Source organism: Mycoplasma sp. CSL7503-lung, from assembly GCF_025515455.1.
Lineage (GTDB): Bacteria > Bacillota_I > Bacilli_A > Mycoplasmatales > Metamycoplasmataceae > Mycoplasmopsis.
Window position 1 is genome coordinate 23097 of record NZ_JAOPHP010000003.1, and the last position, 18771, is coordinate 41867.

At 24.4% G+C, this 18771-nt stretch carries 14 protein-coding genes; 2 read left to right on the forward strand and 12 right to left on the reverse strand.

The window, feature by feature from the left end:
• Positions 1-3: 3 nt before the first annotated feature.
• The 12 genes from N9R85_RS00720 to N9R85_RS00775 all read right to left on the reverse strand — a co-directional run bounded on the left by N9R85_RS00720 (position 4) and on the right by N9R85_RS00775 (position 10305).
• Positions 4-366, reverse strand: coding sequence for an Mbov_0395 family pilin-like conjugal transfer protein (locus N9R85_RS00720; protein ID WP_262858164.1), 363 nt, complete (start codon positions 364-366; stop codon positions 4-6).
• Between the two features lie 53 nt (positions 367-419).
• Entirely contained in the window at positions 420-2225 is a 1806-nt protein-coding gene (locus N9R85_RS00725) for a CDS14 family ICE transfer lipoprotein (protein ID WP_262858165.1), read from the reverse strand.
• A gap of 374 nt (positions 2226-2599) precedes the next feature.
• Positions 2600-2947 carry a hypothetical protein gene (locus N9R85_RS00730; RefSeq protein ID WP_262858166.1) on the reverse strand — a complete coding sequence of 116 codons (348 nt, stop codon included), beginning with the start codon at positions 2945-2947 and terminating at the stop codon, positions 2600-2602.
• A gap of 11 nt (positions 2948-2958) precedes the next feature.
• Positions 2959-3189 carry a hypothetical protein gene (locus N9R85_RS00735; protein WP_262858167.1) on the reverse strand — a complete coding sequence of 77 codons (231 nt, stop codon included), beginning with the start codon at positions 3187-3189 and terminating at the stop codon, positions 2959-2961.
• Positions 3170-3544, reverse strand: coding sequence for a hypothetical protein (locus tag N9R85_RS00740; RefSeq protein ID WP_262858168.1), 375 nt, complete (start codon positions 3542-3544; stop codon positions 3170-3172). The genes N9R85_RS00735 and N9R85_RS00740 overlap by 20 nt, the downstream gene beginning before the upstream one ends.
• On the reverse strand, positions 3528-4112 hold the full coding sequence (locus tag N9R85_RS00745) for a hypothetical protein (RefSeq protein WP_262858169.1): 585 nt from the start codon (positions 4110-4112) through the stop codon (positions 3528-3530). Before N9R85_RS00745 ends, N9R85_RS00740 begins: the two co-directional genes overlap by 17 nt.
• An 83-nt stretch (positions 4113-4195) precedes the next feature.
• On the reverse strand, positions 4196-5473 hold the full coding sequence (locus N9R85_RS00750; RefSeq protein ID WP_262858170.1) for a hypothetical protein: 1278 nt from the start codon (positions 5471-5473) through the stop codon (positions 4196-4198).
• A 1-nt stretch (position 5474) separates the two neighbouring features.
• A complete protein-coding gene (locus N9R85_RS00755; RefSeq protein WP_262858171.1) occupies positions 5475-5798 on the reverse strand; it encodes a hypothetical protein in 324 nt (107 codons plus the stop codon).
• A 9-nt stretch (positions 5799-5807) separates the two neighbouring features.
• Positions 5808-6041 (reverse strand): hypothetical protein, encoded by a 234-nt coding sequence (locus N9R85_RS00760; protein ID WP_262858172.1) that lies wholly within the window; start codon positions 6039-6041, stop codon positions 5808-5810.
• On the reverse strand, positions 6035-8017 hold the full coding sequence (locus tag N9R85_RS00765) for a type IV secretory system conjugative DNA transfer family protein (protein WP_262858173.1): 1983 nt from the start codon (positions 8015-8017) through the stop codon (positions 6035-6037). Before N9R85_RS00765 ends, N9R85_RS00760 begins: the two co-directional genes overlap by 7 nt.
• Positions 8007-9248 (reverse strand): relaxase MobL, encoded by a 1242-nt coding sequence (gene mobL, locus N9R85_RS00770; RefSeq protein ID WP_262858174.1) that lies wholly within the window; start codon positions 9246-9248, stop codon positions 8007-8009. Before mobL ends, N9R85_RS00765 begins: the two co-directional genes overlap by 11 nt.
• 259 nt (positions 9249-9507) lie before the next feature.
• Complete coding sequence (locus N9R85_RS00775; protein ID WP_262858175.1) at positions 9508-10305, reverse strand: hypothetical protein; 798 nt, start codon at positions 10303-10305, stop codon at positions 9508-9510.
• Positions 10306-10346: 41 nt separating this feature from the next.
• Here N9R85_RS00775 and N9R85_RS00780 point away from each other — a divergent pair, with 41 nt between their 5' ends.
• Both N9R85_RS00780 and N9R85_RS00785 read left to right on the forward strand, forming a co-directional pair.
• Positions 10347-12617 (forward strand): hypothetical protein, encoded by a 2271-nt coding sequence (locus N9R85_RS00780; protein ID WP_262858176.1) that lies wholly within the window; start codon positions 10347-10349, stop codon positions 12615-12617.
• A gap of 8 nt (positions 12618-12625) precedes the next feature.
• The gene (locus N9R85_RS00785; RefSeq protein WP_262858177.1) at positions 12626-18757 is read left to right on the forward strand and encodes a glycoside hydrolase family 2 TIM barrel-domain containing protein; all 6132 of its coding nucleotides are present in this window, start codon (positions 12626-12628) and stop codon (positions 18755-18757) included.
• The last annotated feature ends 14 nt before the right edge of the window (positions 18758-18771 follow it).

An 18771-nucleotide genomic window follows, 5' to 3' on the forward strand; every position in this document is an offset into this window, starting at 1 on the left:
CTTCTAGTTTAATAAACTAGATTTTTTAATAATCTGAATATATTGTAAATTTATTAATTGTGTATTAGAACTTGCTTGAACTGCATTTACAATAATAGCTGCAATTCCTCAAGCGAATAAAAGACCAACAATACCAACTATCGCTCACATTATTTTTTTATTATTTTGAATTCTTTTTTGCGGATCTGTTGTATGTGAATTTTGAAATATCGCAACAATAATCGCTCCAATCAATAACAATCCCGCAACCGCTAACATAACACCAAACACAGTATTTATAACCCTAAAAGTTTGGTTAGCAACATTCTTAAATGCTGTATCATCCACAACAGCATTCATATATCTATAAATATTATCTAAAATCATTTTTTATCTCCTTAAAATTTAATTAAAAAATAACTCTCAAAAATTGAAAGTTATTAATATATTTTTTTAACTTTTTCATTTCATTTATCAAACAATGAATAAGCTTTATTTTTTTCATTTTCTCTAAGAGTAAATTTATAATCAAGAAAATTTATTCTCTCAATATTTTCTCTATCAAGTTTAAATTTATCAGAATTAGAGTATATATAGTTTAAAATAAAGAAAATATAATCATAAACACCTTTAAAATCATTTCTTGAATTAAAATTAAATTTTCCGCTACTTTTATTCATAATTACTAACAATTTTTCTAATTTTTCGGATTCGCTACTAAATATAGTATAAAGTGGTAATACTTTATTTAATAATTCTTTATAAGCAAATCTATAACTAGCTTCAAAATCAGAAGTTCCAGAAGGAGCAAATAAATCAACAGCAATTTTATAATTTTGGTGCGGAGAACTCATTTCAATACCTATAAATGATTCTAACCCCAAAAAACTCGCTAAACTCTCACTATACTTATCTAACAACTCTTTAAATTGTTTAATATTTTCTTTATTAGATTCTTTTTCAAGATATGTTTTTAAGTCTTGAACGTTTAAAGAATAAAGATAATTATCAAGTTTTAAAGCATTATAATACATATACGCTTCATTATTTTCAACCAAATAATTCTTAGCAGGTATTTCATTAAATACATCTAATAAATTTATAAATGAATAAAATTTTACTTCTTCAGATATTCCGAAAAATTCTAAATTTTTAATATAATCCGAAAAGATATTATTATTAGAATCTATTATTTTAGCCCAATCAGAATATTTTTCTAAATATTTAGAATTTCCGGCTAAACTAAACGTAGCAAAACCCTTTTGAAAGAATTTTTGATCTATTATTGAAAAATCTTCAGAATTAATACCATTTAACATAACACTAAATTTATAATAGGGTATATTATAGTTTCCATCTCTTTTGGCATATAATTCTTTATTACTGTTTGAAGTTGAATAGCCAACAAAGTATGGATTATAACCAAAATATCTATAATATTCATTTTTATAAACATCTAATTTATCATCTTGAAAATAATCAACTTTTTTATTTCTTGAAGCATTAATAGCACTTCAACTAGAAATATCTGTTTTTAATTCATTCTTTTTATTTATATCTTCTTCAACAGGTGCTAAATATTTTGTTATCTCATTATAAAATTTATAGTTTTTATCTCTATTACTAAATTTTTCGTTTTTATTATTTAAAAAGTCTCTAATTAAACTATATAACTGCCCTTGCGGTAAAATCTCGCCAGCAAAATTATTTTTTAATCATTGATGTTTTTTATATTGTTCTTTTTGAATATTTTCTATTTCTTCTTTACTTTTACCTTGATATTCTTTATATTCACTTTCAAAATCACCCTTAGCATTATCAGAGCCTTGAATTTTAGCATCTTGATTTTTTAATCACTTATAAAATTCGTACATAAATTTTTCATCATATTTATCAGAATCTTCGTAAAAAGTAAATGCAGGCTTTTGAATATATTTTTTTCAGCCTTCATCATAATAATCAGAAATATCATAATCATTTTCACCCACATAAGCATCTTTAATGTAATATTGATGATTTTTTAATAAAGGGTTATCTCCAACATTTTTTAAAAATAATCTATTTTCATCAAGTAAATTAATATCAACTTGATCGAGCGGATCAACACTACTATTTGAATTACCAGGAATAAAAACTTTATCAATACCAGAACTTTGACCTGTTAGACCAGGAAAACAAGATACACCTAAACTACTAAATCCAGTTAAAAACAAACTATTTAAAACAAACTTTTTAATTTTTTTCATTTAATATCACCACCATATAATTTATATACATAAATTATATCATAATTATTTTCTAAATAACTTTCATTTTTTCAGTTTTCAAAGAACACTAAATATTATCACAACCAATGTTGAAATTGATCCGATAACTATTCTTGCTATCTCTTTATTTTCATTAGTTCATTTTAAATCAGGATTATTTAATCCCAACAAATATAAACCACACAAAAACAAAAATATAGCTATCAATATTAAACTAATCAATAATTTAATATTTATTTTTCAACGAACCGTAATACACCCCCTTTCTATGCGTGAGTGCCCGCCCATTCACGCGTACGCGTATAATACGCACGCACGTATGCCCTCGTACGCACGCGTAACGTAACCAAAATTTAATTCAGATTACTAAAACTAATATTATGTTTATTCAAATATTTCTTATAATTCTTCGTTGTAAGAATTTTTCTTTTAATTCGTTTAAATTCTTTTTTAGTAAGATTATCAATATTAAGTTTTATATATTTGTTTAACACATTATCTGCGATAACTCATATTGCTAAATAACTAAATATTTCAGTTGTTAGAATTAAACTAAGAATTAGAATTATATTTTCGTTTGATATAGAATCATTTCTTCCAAAACTAATACCAATCAAACCAACACAATTTATTATTCATATTAAAACAAATATATAAATTGTTAATATTTTAAATGAATAAGAATGTATAGTTTTCTTCATAAAACTCTTTTTTAATACTGCCTTTTAGCTCTTTTATCATTTTGAGTTTGCTTATACTCTAATTCATCGTTAATTTTAAAATTTCTTTTGATTGTCGTACAACTTAAAACTTCTATTTTTTTATCAGAATGTTTATCTAATAATTCAAACGGCTCTTTTGAATTTTTATAAAATCCTATTATTTTTCTCGAACCGTTATCAAATACTTCCAAAGCTAAAAAATTACTTTTTAGATTTTCCATTTTTAAACATTAAATATGTTTTATAAACATCTAATAACTCAACATTATCAAGAGTTAATTTAATATAAAAGTTTTTTGTTTTTGTAAGCATTAATAATTCGTTATTAATCTTTTTAATAATGTTTGAATTAAAGCCTTCTTTTGCGTATTCATCATTTATAAAACTTATAAATTCAGCATAACTCATAAGCATATTTTTAAATAGTCAATGCTTATATTCGTTTTTTGTTTCTTCGTTTAAAAAACTTAAAATAACACTATGTAAATCATTTAAATTGTTTAAAGTTTCTTCAACTTTTTCGTATCATTTTTTAAAATCTTCTTTTTCCATTTTTAATCTATCTAGTAATTTCATTTTCTAGTTCCTTTTCTTTTCTTTTGATCTCATTCAATCTTTCTTCTCAACTTTGATTAAAAGATCTATGTTTTTTATCTCGTTCAATTCACATTTCTTTATCAAAAACTAATTCACCTTCATTAACATAATTTCATTTTTCATTTTCAAATTTTTGTGCTTTATTGATATAAACGTGCGGAAAAGAATTAAATATTGGATAATTTTGGTCATCATAATACAACACAGGCAATGATTCTTTTGCGACAATGTCTGTTAATAAGTCTTCTAATTGTTTAATAGTTAAATCATTTTTTATCTCAAAGTTATCAGCCAATCATTCACGATTATCTCCATCTTCTTTTAATTGCTGCAAGTATTCAGTATCAACTACATAATTAAAGTATTCTTTTAAGTTATCATCTTCTCTATTTTCTTCAAACTCGTAATATTGCTCGCACCAATTCCATTTATTCATTTCTTCATAAATTAATTTGTATAACTCTTCTTTTACCTCGTTTTCTGTTAATTGATATGTTCTATTTTCAACATATTCTTCTATAAAATTTATTTTTCCCCTAAACTTCATTCTTTTTTTGAAAGAAAATCATCTAATTTTGAGTTTTCTTCAAGTATTTCTAATAATTCAAATGTTCTCATTATTTTCTCCTTTTAAATTTCCATTTCAAAAGACATTTCAAATTTATCAATTACATCTTTTTGTTTTTTTATATTAACTTTTTCTGCTTGAAAATCATAATCAATATAACTTAAAATATCTTTTTCTGTAATATCAGCATATTCATAAAACAATTCTTCATTTTCTAATTGTTTGAATTTATTTCTATAACCATTAACAACAATATAATTACTTTTTAATTCATCGAAATCAAATTGATTATAGTTATAAATTAAAATTGGTAAATTAGGTATTTTATCAAATTCATACCCTTTTGCTTGTTCTTTTAAAGAACTAATATATTCGTTATATTCATAAATTTCTTGATTTTTGAAATACTCAGAACCTTTTATTTTTATAGCCATATCATCTAAATGATTATTTGTTAATTCGCTTAAAAATATATTTATTTTTTCTAAATTACTGATATCTTTGGTATCAATTAAATTTAATAACGAACAATCAAATTTATTATTTATTTCTACATCTTTAACTTGTTCGAGATATTCTATTATGTTTTTATAATATTCTTCTTGATGTTCGTGATTATCAAGATTTTCATTTAATTTATTTAAAACTACATTTTTTACATCTCTTCTTGATAAAACAGAACGAACTAAATCTTCGTCTTTATCATATTTTGCATCAACATAACCTGAAACGTCTCATTTTGTAAATTTTAATTTATCATCTATTGCTACTTCTTTAATTTCATTAAGTGATATTGATTCTTGAAAATTGAATATTTCAGAGTTATTTTCAATAAAATTTAGATTAATATCATTTATGTTATCAACTACTTTATCTGTTATTTCATCCATAATATTTACAACATCTAAACGTAAATTTAATGTGTCTTCAATGTTATTTAATAAATCTTCGGTTTCAAATAAAATTGTATAAATATCAGGATTATATCCAACCATAATTCCATCATAATATCCATATTGTAATTCCAACGAATTATTTTCTAATATATTTGTTCCAACTCACGTATCATACCAATCATATAATTGTTCTTCGTATTTTTTATCACCTTCAGTTTTAAAAAAATTATTTAAAATATCATCACCCACTCTTGAATCTAAAGTATCAAATATATTTCTAACTAATAATTTACCCAAATCAAAATCAATATCTTCATATTCTTTTGCTAAACTGTCGATATCTTCTTCATTATAATCACCTAAATTCATTAAAATAAACTGTTTAGGAGTTTCTACTCCCCAATATTTTTGTTTTTGTCTATTACTAAAATTTAAAGCACCCATCTTACACCTTCTTTAAAATATCTAAATAAATTTTATTTACTGAATTACTATTAGATTCAATTTCAATATCTGCATTCTTCTTGAACTCATTATCATTTAAATATTTATAATGAAATTTTCAAAAACCATTTCTTTCTCTAATAATTCTTCTTTGTTCGTTTTTAACATATTCACTAATATCAACTAAATTATCATCAATTTCTTTAATTTCAACTCTTAATCTTTTTCTTTGTTCGTCAGTTCAAATTTTTAATTCGTTAATGATTTTATTTTTGCTTTCTTCATTCATTTCGGAAATATATTCCACCATATTAAATCTCTTCATTTTTTCTCCTTAAATTTTTTCTTCCAAAACATTATCTAAAACATAATTTTTAAACTTGTTTAAGTTTATTTTGCTATTATCTACTTTATAAATTTCATATAGTTTTACAATATCATCTATATTTTCATAGTTTGATTCTTTTAAATAATTTATAACTCATTCAAAATCTTCATCTTTTAAATGACGTTTTATTTTATGTTGTTTTTGTTTTAACTCCCTTTCTTCATTTCTAGCTTTTAACAATTCTTGTCTTTCTTTTTTCGAATTTCCATATTAATTTTTACTTGTTCTTTTAATTCTTTTGACCTTTTAAACTCTTCTTTCCTTTCTTGTATTTTTTTAATATCACCAGCACCAAATTTTTCTCTAAAAGCTTCTAAATTAAATCTATACATTTTATTATTAATACTAGTTTCTTCAACTTTCCCAACATAATTATCAGATTCAAAATATTGATATGTTAAATTAGATTTAATTAAAATAGGAGCAAATCCTTCTAACAAAATAATTATTTCATCTGGTGGCTTTTGGCTTAAATCAGCAACACTTAAAAGCGTTTTTTCTTGATAACTTAAATTACTTGAAGAGTTTTTATCATTTAATGAATAAGAGTATTTTTCTTTTTCAAAAGTTCCTAATTTATTAACAATATATTTTTTAATTTCTTCATCCGAACTGTTCAAAAAATAAATAAATTGTAAATTACCTAAAATGATTTCATCAACTTTATTATTATTTTTGGTATTGTATTTCTTTAATTGATTCTTATCTTGTAAAACAACACAAAATAAGATATTTCTTGACCTATTAATCGAAATTTTATTTTCAAATTCTGGGATTCTAGGTAAATTTCCAAATTCTTCTAAAATAAACAATAATTTTCTTTCTAATCTTTCATAACCTTTTTCAATTAAATTTTCTTTAGCTTTATTAATTCCACTTTCATACATTTCATTTATTAAATTAGAAACTAAATTATGTGTTGAAGGGTTTTGGTCTGGATAATGAATGAAAATAGCAAACTTATCATTACTATTAAAAATTTTCACTAAATCAAAAGACATTGAATCAGATGTTAAATTCTTAATAAATTCATTTTTAACAAAAAAACTTACGGCTAATTGTGCTGTTGATAACATTGAACCTATTGTATTCATAGGACTTGAATTGATAGAAATAAAACTATCATACACTGCTAAGAAATCATCATCTATATCTTTCTTTGAACTTATAATGTTATAAATCGGACTTTTGAAAAGTGATTCAATATCAGATCCGCAAAAATTAATAGAATTTAAAAATGAATTAATAGTTATAAAGTTAAAATTTTCTCTATCAATCAAATCAAAATGATATTTTAATAACATTAAAGTTTTTCCTATGATAACTAAAATATTTTTACCACTTTCTGATCAAAACGAATCACCCACACCATCTCATTTTAGGTTTTCTAATAATTCAATATATTTTTTATAAGCTAAATATAAATATCTTTTATTATTTTTACTTTTGCCTTCTTCAAGCAAATCATAAATATGACTTAATGGATTTCATTTAAAACTATTTTCAGCATTTTCAAAATCAATTCAATAAAGTTTATAACCTTGTTCTTCTAACCTTTTACCTAAAAAAGTTCGAATCTCTTTTTTAGGATCATTAATTACAAAATTAGGCCTATGCCGTTCATCTAAATTAATATTAAATAAAATATTTGGTAATAATACTCTTTGCGTTTTTCCTGAACCTGTCCCACCAATCACTAAACTATTTCTGTCTAATAAATTGTGTTTTATGTTTAGTCATTTTCTTTTGTTTTTGGTAAATTTTAAAACCCAAGACGAAGAATCAGATAAATCAGTATTAATATACTTTTTATAATCTTTATTTATTTCGTTTGTATTTTCGTTTAGCAATCATTTTGAAACATTCCTTTTTATTTTTAATTTTTTATTTAAAAACTTTCCTATTTCTTTATAAAAGAGAAAAATAGAAAATGCTAATATTGAAAGCAATCAAAAACCAACAACTAAAAATATAGTTTTAGAACTTTGATTAGAATATTCGTTGAAATAACTAAAATCAATTATTTTTTTAACAGCTTCTAATTTATTTTTAGCTATATTAATAAAATAAAAACATCAAAAATACAAGAAAAGAGTGATAAGAGTAAAAATAACTATCAAAATAATTTTAAGCACCCAATTTAATTTAAATTTCATAATCAATACCTTTTACTTTCTCATATTCTTTAACGTTTTGTGCTTCAAAAAGAGCATAAGCCAGCCGTTTAAGTTTTTTTGTATCTTTTGAAGCAATATTTTTTATCTTTTTATTTTTATAACTATAAAAAGCATCTAAGCTAGTTTTATATTTTTCATTCAAACTATTATTGCTATATTTTTTCTCTTCTTTAAAAAATACAGCTTGCTTTAAAATTTCGTTTAATATTTTTCGTTCAAATTCTTTTTCTTCCTTTTTTAATTTATGTATAAACACAGTTTTTAAAGCCTTATCTTTAATATCTAATTTCATATATTGTTCGTAAGTTTTATAAAACTCAGTATAAACTTCTTTAAATTCTTGATTTTGTTCTAACAATTTATCTCTAAGTTCTAAAACAACTTTTTTCGATTCGGGTGATAATCTTGAATATCAAATATTTTTAGATACGTTATATTCATTTTTTAAAATTTGAATTTTATCTTTTTCAACACTTTCAATATCTAAAAATTCTTTTTTGAATTTAAGTTTTAAATTTCTAATTTCATTAAGTTCTTCAAAAATGTTTTTATCATTTTTAGTTCTTCCATATTCATTCAGAATACTAGTTTTTAATTCACTAAATTTTCGTTCAAAAATATTTTTTGATATTCCAAAATTTTTTCTCTCTAAATTTCTTTTATTTTCTATCTCCATAAAAGCAAGGTGAATGTGTGGGTTATCTGTATTACCGTGAATTGCATAATAAACTTCTAAATTCTTTCTATCAAAATTTAAACCATCAGATTCTAATCATTTAAATAATTGATTTTCTACAAGATTTCTTCATTTTTCATTTCCAATAAAAATGTTATTCAACATAGCATCATTTGTTGAAATTACCATTTCATAAAAAACGTTATTTTTTGTCTGCATTTCTTCGTCTAATTTATTAATATCTATATTTTCTTTATATACTCCACCAATAAAACCAGACAAACCACTTTTTTCTGTATTTGTATTTTCTTTTAAAAAAGATTTATATGTTTTTAAAACGTCTTCTTTATTGTTTAAATTATTTATATTTTCAAACAAATTAAACTCACTCATTTCAACAGCCTTATTAGGTTTTGTGTAATATCTAATAAAAGCACTATTAACAACTCAACTATCATAGTTATGTCGATTTCCTAATTTGGTAACATAACCAGAATCTTTACTAATAAAATTAAATTGTATAAAATGATCCACAACTACCCTTTCTGTATTATTAATCTAAATTAATAATGAGTAATATTTTTTACCCGACTTTTTAAAAAAAAAACAAAAACCAACAAAAAACTCAATACTAAAATAGCAATTTATAAATTGCGACACTAAATAAAAACAAAAACTAAAACACTCTCCACAACCTCTCAAAACCTTTTAAAATTTAGATTTAAATTCTCTAAAAAATAAAAAACTTAAATCTAAATTCTAATTTTAAGATTCTGAGAGGTTGCGGGTGTTTTTAAAAATAAATTCTGTTTGTTAAAAAACCAATACCAGTTTTTCAACTTTTCTTCAAGTGAAAGAACTTATAATAATCCCTATCATCAAAAAATTCTAACAATAACCTAATAGTATTTTTTAAATACTTTCTGCATTTATTAAAGCTTTGAAAAACAGAATTGTTTAAAACCTTAACAGAAAAGAATTCTTTAAACCTTTCAAAAGTAATATAAAAATTTTCTTTTACATATTTTCTATATTTTGAATAAATAATATTATCTGAATATAGATAGGTTTTTTTGGGTTGTTTTCTAGCCCAAGAAAATCTTTTTTTGATTCTATATTTTTCAAGTCCAAATATAACAACAAAAATTAAATCTAAACTTTTGATTGAAAAATTTAAACTTTTACTAATATTTAAGTTTGGTTTTTTTAAATAAAAGTTTCCGCTTTCACAACCAATAATATTTTCTCGCTTTAAATTTTTCAAACTTTTTTCTAAACTAAAAAAATTGATACCGAAATTATTAACAAAAAAATCAACCATTTTACTTTTTTCAATTTTTCTTGTTTTTGTCGAATTAATCATTTTTTTCATTAATACAAAAACCAACAAATCTAAATTTTTAATTTTTGAATCAACAGAAATAAACAACTTCACATCTCTTGATAAAAAACCAACTATTTTATTTCAATTATATTTTTTGTATTCAAAACTTTGAAAGTGTTCATCAACAAACTTTTTAATTCTATCTAATTCAAAATCATTAAAAGTTTTTTCATTATCTTCAATTATTCTATCTGCTCAAACACTCATTATAAACTCCTTTCATTTTAAAATAAAAAATACATCCAAGCTTGAATGTATTTTTCGCATATCTAGTTTCAACGGGTTCTATTTTATTCAATGAATCTGAACAAGATTTAGAATTTAGTATTACTGATTTTAGTTTAATAAGAAGTTCTCATGTTGAACAAATAACTAATGGAGCTAATAAGCAAAATATTGAAAAAGCAAATAATTATAGAGTTCATTCATCAGATTATAATGAAGAAATGGGAATGTATAAATATTTATTCCAAGATTCTGATTTTGTTTTTGTTTCTCATTCTAACGATGGAGAATTGGTCATTGAAAGTGAATCGGATGAAAATACTTTATTTAATGAATTTTATATTAAACAAGATCCTCTTCACATTTCACACGCTCTAGTTTATGCTACAGTTTATAACAAAATAACAGGAGTTACTCAAAATAAAAAAATGGGTAATCTTGATGAAGTAGAAAACTTTTTCAGAGCGCCACTTGATAAAGACGAAATTGTTCTTAAGTTAAATATTCAATATAGAAACTCTAAATTACATCTTGATAAAATTAATATTTTGAGCAATTTTAGCGGTTTAGATTATTCAGAACTCGAAATAGCATTAAATGATTTAAAAGAAAGTCATAAAAAGCATAAAAATATCACATTTAAATCAAATAAAAATATTGAAACTTTAATTTTAAAAGCAGAAGAATTATTAAAAAACAAATTAGGATATTCACAAATTGCTATTAACAGACTAAGAAATCAACTCGTTAAATCTAAGTATGTTTATGATGTTGTTGCAAGCGAAGAGAATGTAAGCAAACTCGATTCTTTAGTTATGGAATTGGAAAAATATAGTTCTAAAGATTTAACTAAAAGAACATTCGTTCCTCTTAACAATAATCTGCTAACATTTAAAGCGTTTAAAAACACAAGAAATAATAGTTTAACTAATGATGAAATTTTAAAATGAATTGATAAATTATCTAAAATAAAAAACAATTTAGTGTTTGATAAATCTGAATCTGACCGTTATTTAGAATTATATACATCAAGAAAAGATTTATTAAATTTATCTACAAGTAAAGATTATGAAGAATCTGTGTTTACTGAATTAAATGATTTAATTAATAATTTAGATAAATATTATAATAACGATGAAAACATTTATTCTAATAGTAATTTATCATCTTTAGGAAAAAAATTATCTGAACTAAAATTAGTGCCCTTAGCCAAAGCTCAAATTAATGATGATTCTTTGAAAGAGATAAATATTCTAGATAATTCTATTGAATTAATTACTAAAAATAATATTTTAAAATTAGATTTAATTTCAGATCAAAAATTACTAGATATAACACGTAAGAACTTAGAATTCTATTCAAAAGAAGCTTTAAATAAAAGAAATCAACAATTTAAAGAAATAAATGCAAATTACTTTGAAAAAGTATCAAAAATAGTCAAATCTCAATTAACAAAGTTTAAAGATAAGTTAGACTTATTAAAACCTTCGAATAAATATATTGATTCGATGTTATTCCAAAAATTTGTAAAAGATCTAGAAACATCTATAGACGAATTAAATTTAAATAAAAACAATTTAGAACTTGATAAATATTTAGAAGAATATTTAAAAATAAAAGATAATGTTAATAATAAATTAAATTCTTTATCTAATAATATTTCAACAACAATGTATTTACAAAACCTTTATGATATAGAGGATGATTTAAATGATATTTTTGTTCAATGAAAAAGAAATATTAAATACCAAGCTGAAGAATTATTAAATTTAGAAGAGTACGATTCAAAAACTTATTCAAATAAAGTTGAAGAATTGTATCAAAAAGGTAGAGATTTAGACGCTTTAGAGTTAAAAAGAGACATTTTAAATAAAATGTACCATGACTTTTTAGTTAAAAAAGATGTTTTAAGAAATTTATTAGAAAAATCTAAAGAAATAAAAGATAATCCTAAGCCTTTTGAAATTTATATTTCAACAACAAAATTGGTTAACAATATTGAAACTTCATTGAAAGAAAATCCACAAAATGAAATTGAATTTGGAAAATTATTGGATCAAACTGATGATTTAATCGATGCAGCTCATAAGTATTCTTTAATTGAATCAAACATAGAAACTAAACCACAAAATGATGTTGTAGTAGTCGAAAAAGAGACATCAATGAATAATACAAAAAAAGAAAATAATATTTCAAGTTCATTAGTTTTATTAATTGTATTAAATGCAATTGCTACATTTGGAATAGCCATTTATCTTGTGTTTAAAAAAATTAAAAAGAATAAAAATAATTAAGGAGAATTATGAAAAAATATAAATCATTAATTATATTAGGGTCATTAGTAAGTTTCGCTTCAATTGCAACTGTTGTTTCTTGTTTTGCACCAACTACTAAAAAAGCAATTGAAAAAGAAAAAAATGACAATCAATCTACAGAAAATAGCAAAACAAACGACAAAATCAATATTGCACTTATTGATAAATTATTAGAAAATAAATATATTACAGATTTCAAACAATTAAATAACAAAACAAAATTATTCTCTGAATTTAATGGTCAAAATTTAAATGTTAATAATGTTGAAATTATAAATTATGATTATACAAATAATAAAATGAATGCTAAGTTTACATTTGAAAATTTATTAACCAAAGAAATTTTTAGTGTAGATAGAGAAATCAGCGGTTACAAAGATATTAATTTTGAAAATGAAATTAAAGATTTAAAAGAAAATGATGATACTGAAATTGATGTTGATAATCAAAGAGTTATTAATATAAATGATAATTGAAGATTCGCTAAAACAAACGATGTTGATTCAGTTGAAGTTAAAAAGACTAATTTTGATGATTCTCAAATGTTAAATGTTAATTTGCCACATGATTGATCAATTTACAACGATTTTAGCTCTACTATTTCAAATGAATGAGGTTCTTTAGAAGGAGGAAGTGCTTGATATAGAAAAGAATTAGAAGTAAAACCAGAATGAAAAAACAAAGAAGTAGAGATTCATTTTGGTGGTGTTTACATGGAATCTGAAGTTTATGTAAATGGTCAATATATATCAACATACCCTTCAGGTTATCAAGAATTCAATTATAATATTGGAAAGTATTTAGATTACTCCAAAGGTGCCAAAAATGTTATTACAGTTAAGGTAACAAATAAATCGGAATCGTCAAGATGATATTCATGATCAGGTATCTACAGAGATGTTTCTTTAAAAATTACTGATAAATTGCATTTACAAACATACGGTACCCAAATCATTAACAACGATTTTGATGTTAATGACTTATCAAACGTTACAAGTAAAGCAATTTATACAATCAAAAATGATGATTCAAAAGCAAGAACATTTAAAATTAAAAAAACAGTTTATAAATTTGGTGATGAAAAAACAGTTTTATTCACTAACGAAACTGAAGATGTTAATATAGATCCAAGTAGTTTAATTAAGTTGGAAACAGAGTTTAATGTTAATAATGTTCAATTGTGAGATACCAAAAATCCAAATCTGTATTTATTAAAGACTGAAATCATTGAAAATGTTAACGGAAATGATGTTGTTGTAGATCAAGAAACACAAAGGTATGGGTATAGAAAAATAGATTGAACATCTAACGATGGATTTAGTTTAAATGGAAAATGATTGAAATTCCATGGTGTTTCTATGCATCACGATCAAGGTGCATTGGGTGCCGTTGCTAGTTATGATGCTATTTACCGTCAAATGAAAATTATGAAAGAAATGGGTGTTAATGCGATACGTTCAACACACAACCCAGCAGATCAAAAATTAGTTCAAATAGCAGAAGAATTAGGGTTATTATTTATTGATGAAGCATTTGATACTTGATATGGTGGTAAGAAAACAAATGACTATCATAGATTTTTTGAACAACAAGCGTTACATCCAGATGCAGTTGAAGGTCAAACATGAGCGGAATTTGATGTTAAACAAATGGTGCGTTCAAAAATAAACTCACCAGCAATAATAATGTGGTCAATAGGTAACGAAATTGCTGAAGGTACTCAAGCAAAAGGGGTTACAGTTGCAACTAATTTAGTTAAATGAATTAAAGAAGTAGATCAAACAAGATATGTAACATGAGGTTCAGATAGATATCGTTATGGTGACGGGCAAGACGCTAATATTGCTGCAGCTTCCGAAAAACTTGATGTAGTTGGAATGAACTATTCTGAAGCGAATGCCCCAACTTTACATAATCTCCATCCAAATTGAAAAATATATGGTTCTGAAACATCATCAGCTGTACGTTCACGTGGTGTTTGATATGCACCTAACAGTTATGATAACGGAGTAAACGCAAATAATTACTACGGAAAACAACAGTCAGATTACGGAAATAACCGTGTAGGTTGAGGAAAAACAGCTACTCAATCATGAAAATTTGATAGAGATAACAAATGATATGCTGGTCAATTTATTTGAACTGGATTTGATTATATTGGAGAACCTACTCCATGATGAGGTCAAAAAGGAGATGATAAACCAAAATCATCATATTTTGGTATTGTAGATACAGCCGGATTCCCAAAAAATGATTACTATTTATATCAATCACAATGATTGGATGTTAAAGAACATCCTATGGTTAAAATAGCTCCACATTTAAATTTTGATAAACCAGAAATGAGAAGTTTAGTTGTTAATCAAGACGGAACTTTAGATTTAAGAGTTTATTCGAATGCTAAAAAAGTTATTTTAAAAGCAGATGGCCAAGAAATAGCTACTAAAGAATTTGTTACATTACAAACAAACTACACTGACGAAAAAGGTAATCGGATTACTTATCAACAAGGTGCAAATGAAAATGAGTTATATTTAAAATTCCCTATTAAATATGATGAATTCAAAAATAAAACAATTACAGCCGAAGCGTATGATTCAGAAAATAATTTAGTAGCCACAGATACTCTCAAAAAAGCTTCTGCTCCAGTTAGAGTACAATTAAAACCTGAGAAAAATATTATTTTATCAAATGGAGATTCTTTATCTTATATCCATGTTTCTGTAATTGATGAAAATGGAATTGAAAATCCAAATGCTAATAATTTAATTAATTTTACAATCGAAGGTGAAGGTGAAATAGTTGGAGTTGACAACGGGGATGCCCTTACACGTGAAAGATATAAAGCATATGGAGATGGAACTTGAAAAAGACATTTATTCAATGGTAAAGCGCTTGTTATTGTTAGATCTACAAATAGATCTGGCGAGATTACTTTAAGTGCAAATTCAGAAAATCTAGAATCAACTCAAACAACAATTTTAACAGTTGAATCTTTACCTGATACTAACACCATCGTTCCACTTTCTTTAGATAAGAAAAAAATAACAATTAACTTATTCGAGCAACCAAATTTAAATGATATTAATTTAATATTATCTAATGGTACAAAAGTTAATGATAATATCGAGTGAGATGTAACAAAATTAGATAACTTAAATGCTGGTGAATATACAGTAACTGCTAATTATCAAGAAAAAACTTTTGATCTTAAGGTCGAAGTTGTCGATTTATCTACATTATATAAACCAACAAAAACATATTTATCATATGTAAAAGGTGAAAAATTAGTTTTATCAAATTTAATTTTGGTATTAAATAGCGAAAATGAATTAGAATATAAAGAAGTGGTTTGAAACACTGAAAATATAAATGTAAATGAATTTGAACCAGGTCAAGAAGTTGAAATTAATGGATACTTAATAGATAATCCTCAAGTTTTAACAAAAGCTTACTTAAGCATATTACCTACTTTAACCGATGAAGTGGATACAGTAAAATCAAATAATAACACTGTAGAAATGGTTTATATTGGTACAAAATTATTAGAAAATTTCGATAATGATACTAAGGAGTATACACTTGAATCAGAATATAAAAATGGATATCCTCTAATAGAAGTTGTTCCAACTGATAAAAATGCAAAAGTGGAACAATTGATACTTGATATTGATGAATTTAATAGAGAATATATCATTTTAGTAACCGCACAAGATGGTAGTGTAAATATTTTTAAATATAAATATCATTTAAATTTAAATGATTATTCTGATGCTTATCTAAATGTTTTACCAATTATTGAAGGTCGTGGTAGATATGCAAAAATAGAATTAAGATTATCAAATGGTTCAATTATTACTCAAGATCAATTAAGTAATGTTCAAATTAAAGCACTTGAACCTGAAGATAATAAATACTTTAGTTCAAAATCAAACGAAATTTATGCATCAATTGCAAAAAATAAGATACCAGTTTACGCTGAATTTACATATAAAGGTCAAAAACTTAGAACTCAGACAACTAATTTAATGATTTTAAAATCTAAAGAAGCTTCGAATGTTGATTCGTATAGTTCATATAATTTAACTGTTCAACGTGGTCAAGAAATCAATTTACCAAATTACATTGAAAAAATGTATCAAGGTGATAAATTCCCAAGAAGACAAATTGTTAAATGAGAAAATATTCCAAATACAAATCAAATGGGTGTATATTTAATTAATGGAATAGTTGTTGAAACACAAGAACCAGTTTATGCCACAGTGTCTATTTATGATTATGTAAAAGTTGAAGAAATTACACTAAACACTATCAAAGGTTTTGAGCCATATCAATTACCAGATATTTTGCTTGTAACAGATAATTTAGGTAATAAAGTAACCAAAACAGTTACATGAGATAAATTTACTCAATCTAATCTAGAATCATCGGAAGATTACACAATTTTCGGAACAATTGATGGAGTTGAAGATTTAAAAGCTAAGTTAAATATAAATATTGTTCCAGAAAAAGAAGGGGATTATTTAAATATTTCTAAACAAGTAACTGGATTTGATTATCCAGCAGCAATTGCAAGTTTTACTAATGACATTGATCCAAGTTCACAAGATAGAATCGAAAAAATAAATGATGGAATAGTAGAACCTAGAAATAATAGTACAAATAAATGATCTGACTGACAAAGAAATTCAACTAGAACATCGGATTGAGTAGGTACTATATTTGCACGTGGTGGAATTATTGGACCTGAAATGTTTGATCAACTTCAAGTTTGATTTGGTGAAGACGGTGGAGCCAAAGCACCTACAAATTATAAAATTCAAGTATTTGATCAACCAATAACAAATTTACCAAATGCTAATGGGTTATCACATATTAGTGGATCAAATAGTAATTTAGCAGACGATTCATTATGAAAAGATGTTGAGTTAAAAGAAAATCCAACTATTACTCCAAATAATGGTGCGGGTACAATATTTAATTTCGTAAAACCAGTTAAAGGTTATGCTTTAAGAATTAAAATGGATATTGTAAGTGGAAAACAAGGTTTATTAGTTTATGAATTCCAAGTAAATCGTAAAATACCAAAAGATAACAAACAAGGAGTTACTTTAACTAGAAATCTTTCATCAACAATTCCAAATCAAAAAACTCCTATAGCAATCGCTGGCTTTACAAATGATGGAACCGGATCAAATGATAGAGTTCAATATTTAAACGATAATGTTATTGAAACTCAACCTACAAGTATAAATAAGTGATCTAATTGACAAAGAACTAAAAGAGCGGAAGATTGAGTTGGTGTTCTTCTTTCTGAAAATCAAACTAAAAGCATAGATTCTCTTAGAGTATTCTTCGGTGTTGATGGTGGTTCAGGATTACCAAAAGAATATCACATAGAATACTTTGATCAACCAATAACAAATTTACCAAACGGTAATCAAGTTGGTCATATTGACGAACATAGAGATTCAAACTTATCTAATAGTTCGCTTTGAAAAGAAGTTTCATTGAAAAATAAACATGAAGTAACTTCCTTACCTTCAAACGATAACGAAGGAGCTTTATTTGAATTTGCGGCACCGATAAATGCTACTGCAATTAGAATAAGAATGAAAACACCTGACAATAAAAACGGTATTGTTGTTAGAGAATTAAGAGCATTTAGAACAAGCACTTTAGAAAGTGAAGCACAGTTAGTTGATGTTAAAATTAGAGGAAAATACGTTGATTGTATTAATCTTGAACAAAAAGATTATTATATTGATGATAATGTTGATTTAAATGACATTATCATCCAAGTTAATGAAGGAGCTAAGGTTATTAAACGTGTAGATGAATATTCTATTGAATTCACAATAATTTCCGAAGACCTTTCAAAAACAAATACATATAAATTTACTAAACGTTCATTTGAAGTAAGAAATGAATTAATAAGAAGATATGAAAAATTAGTTCAAACACTAGAATCAAGAATTACACCTGATTTAAGTGTTGCTAAATATACAATGGCTAAAGCTTTGGTTGTTAAATTTAGATATCTTTCTAAAATATTAGAAACACCAATAAATGACTTAAGACAAATCATTTTAGATTTAGATCAAAACACAAAAAAATAATTGAAAGGACATCA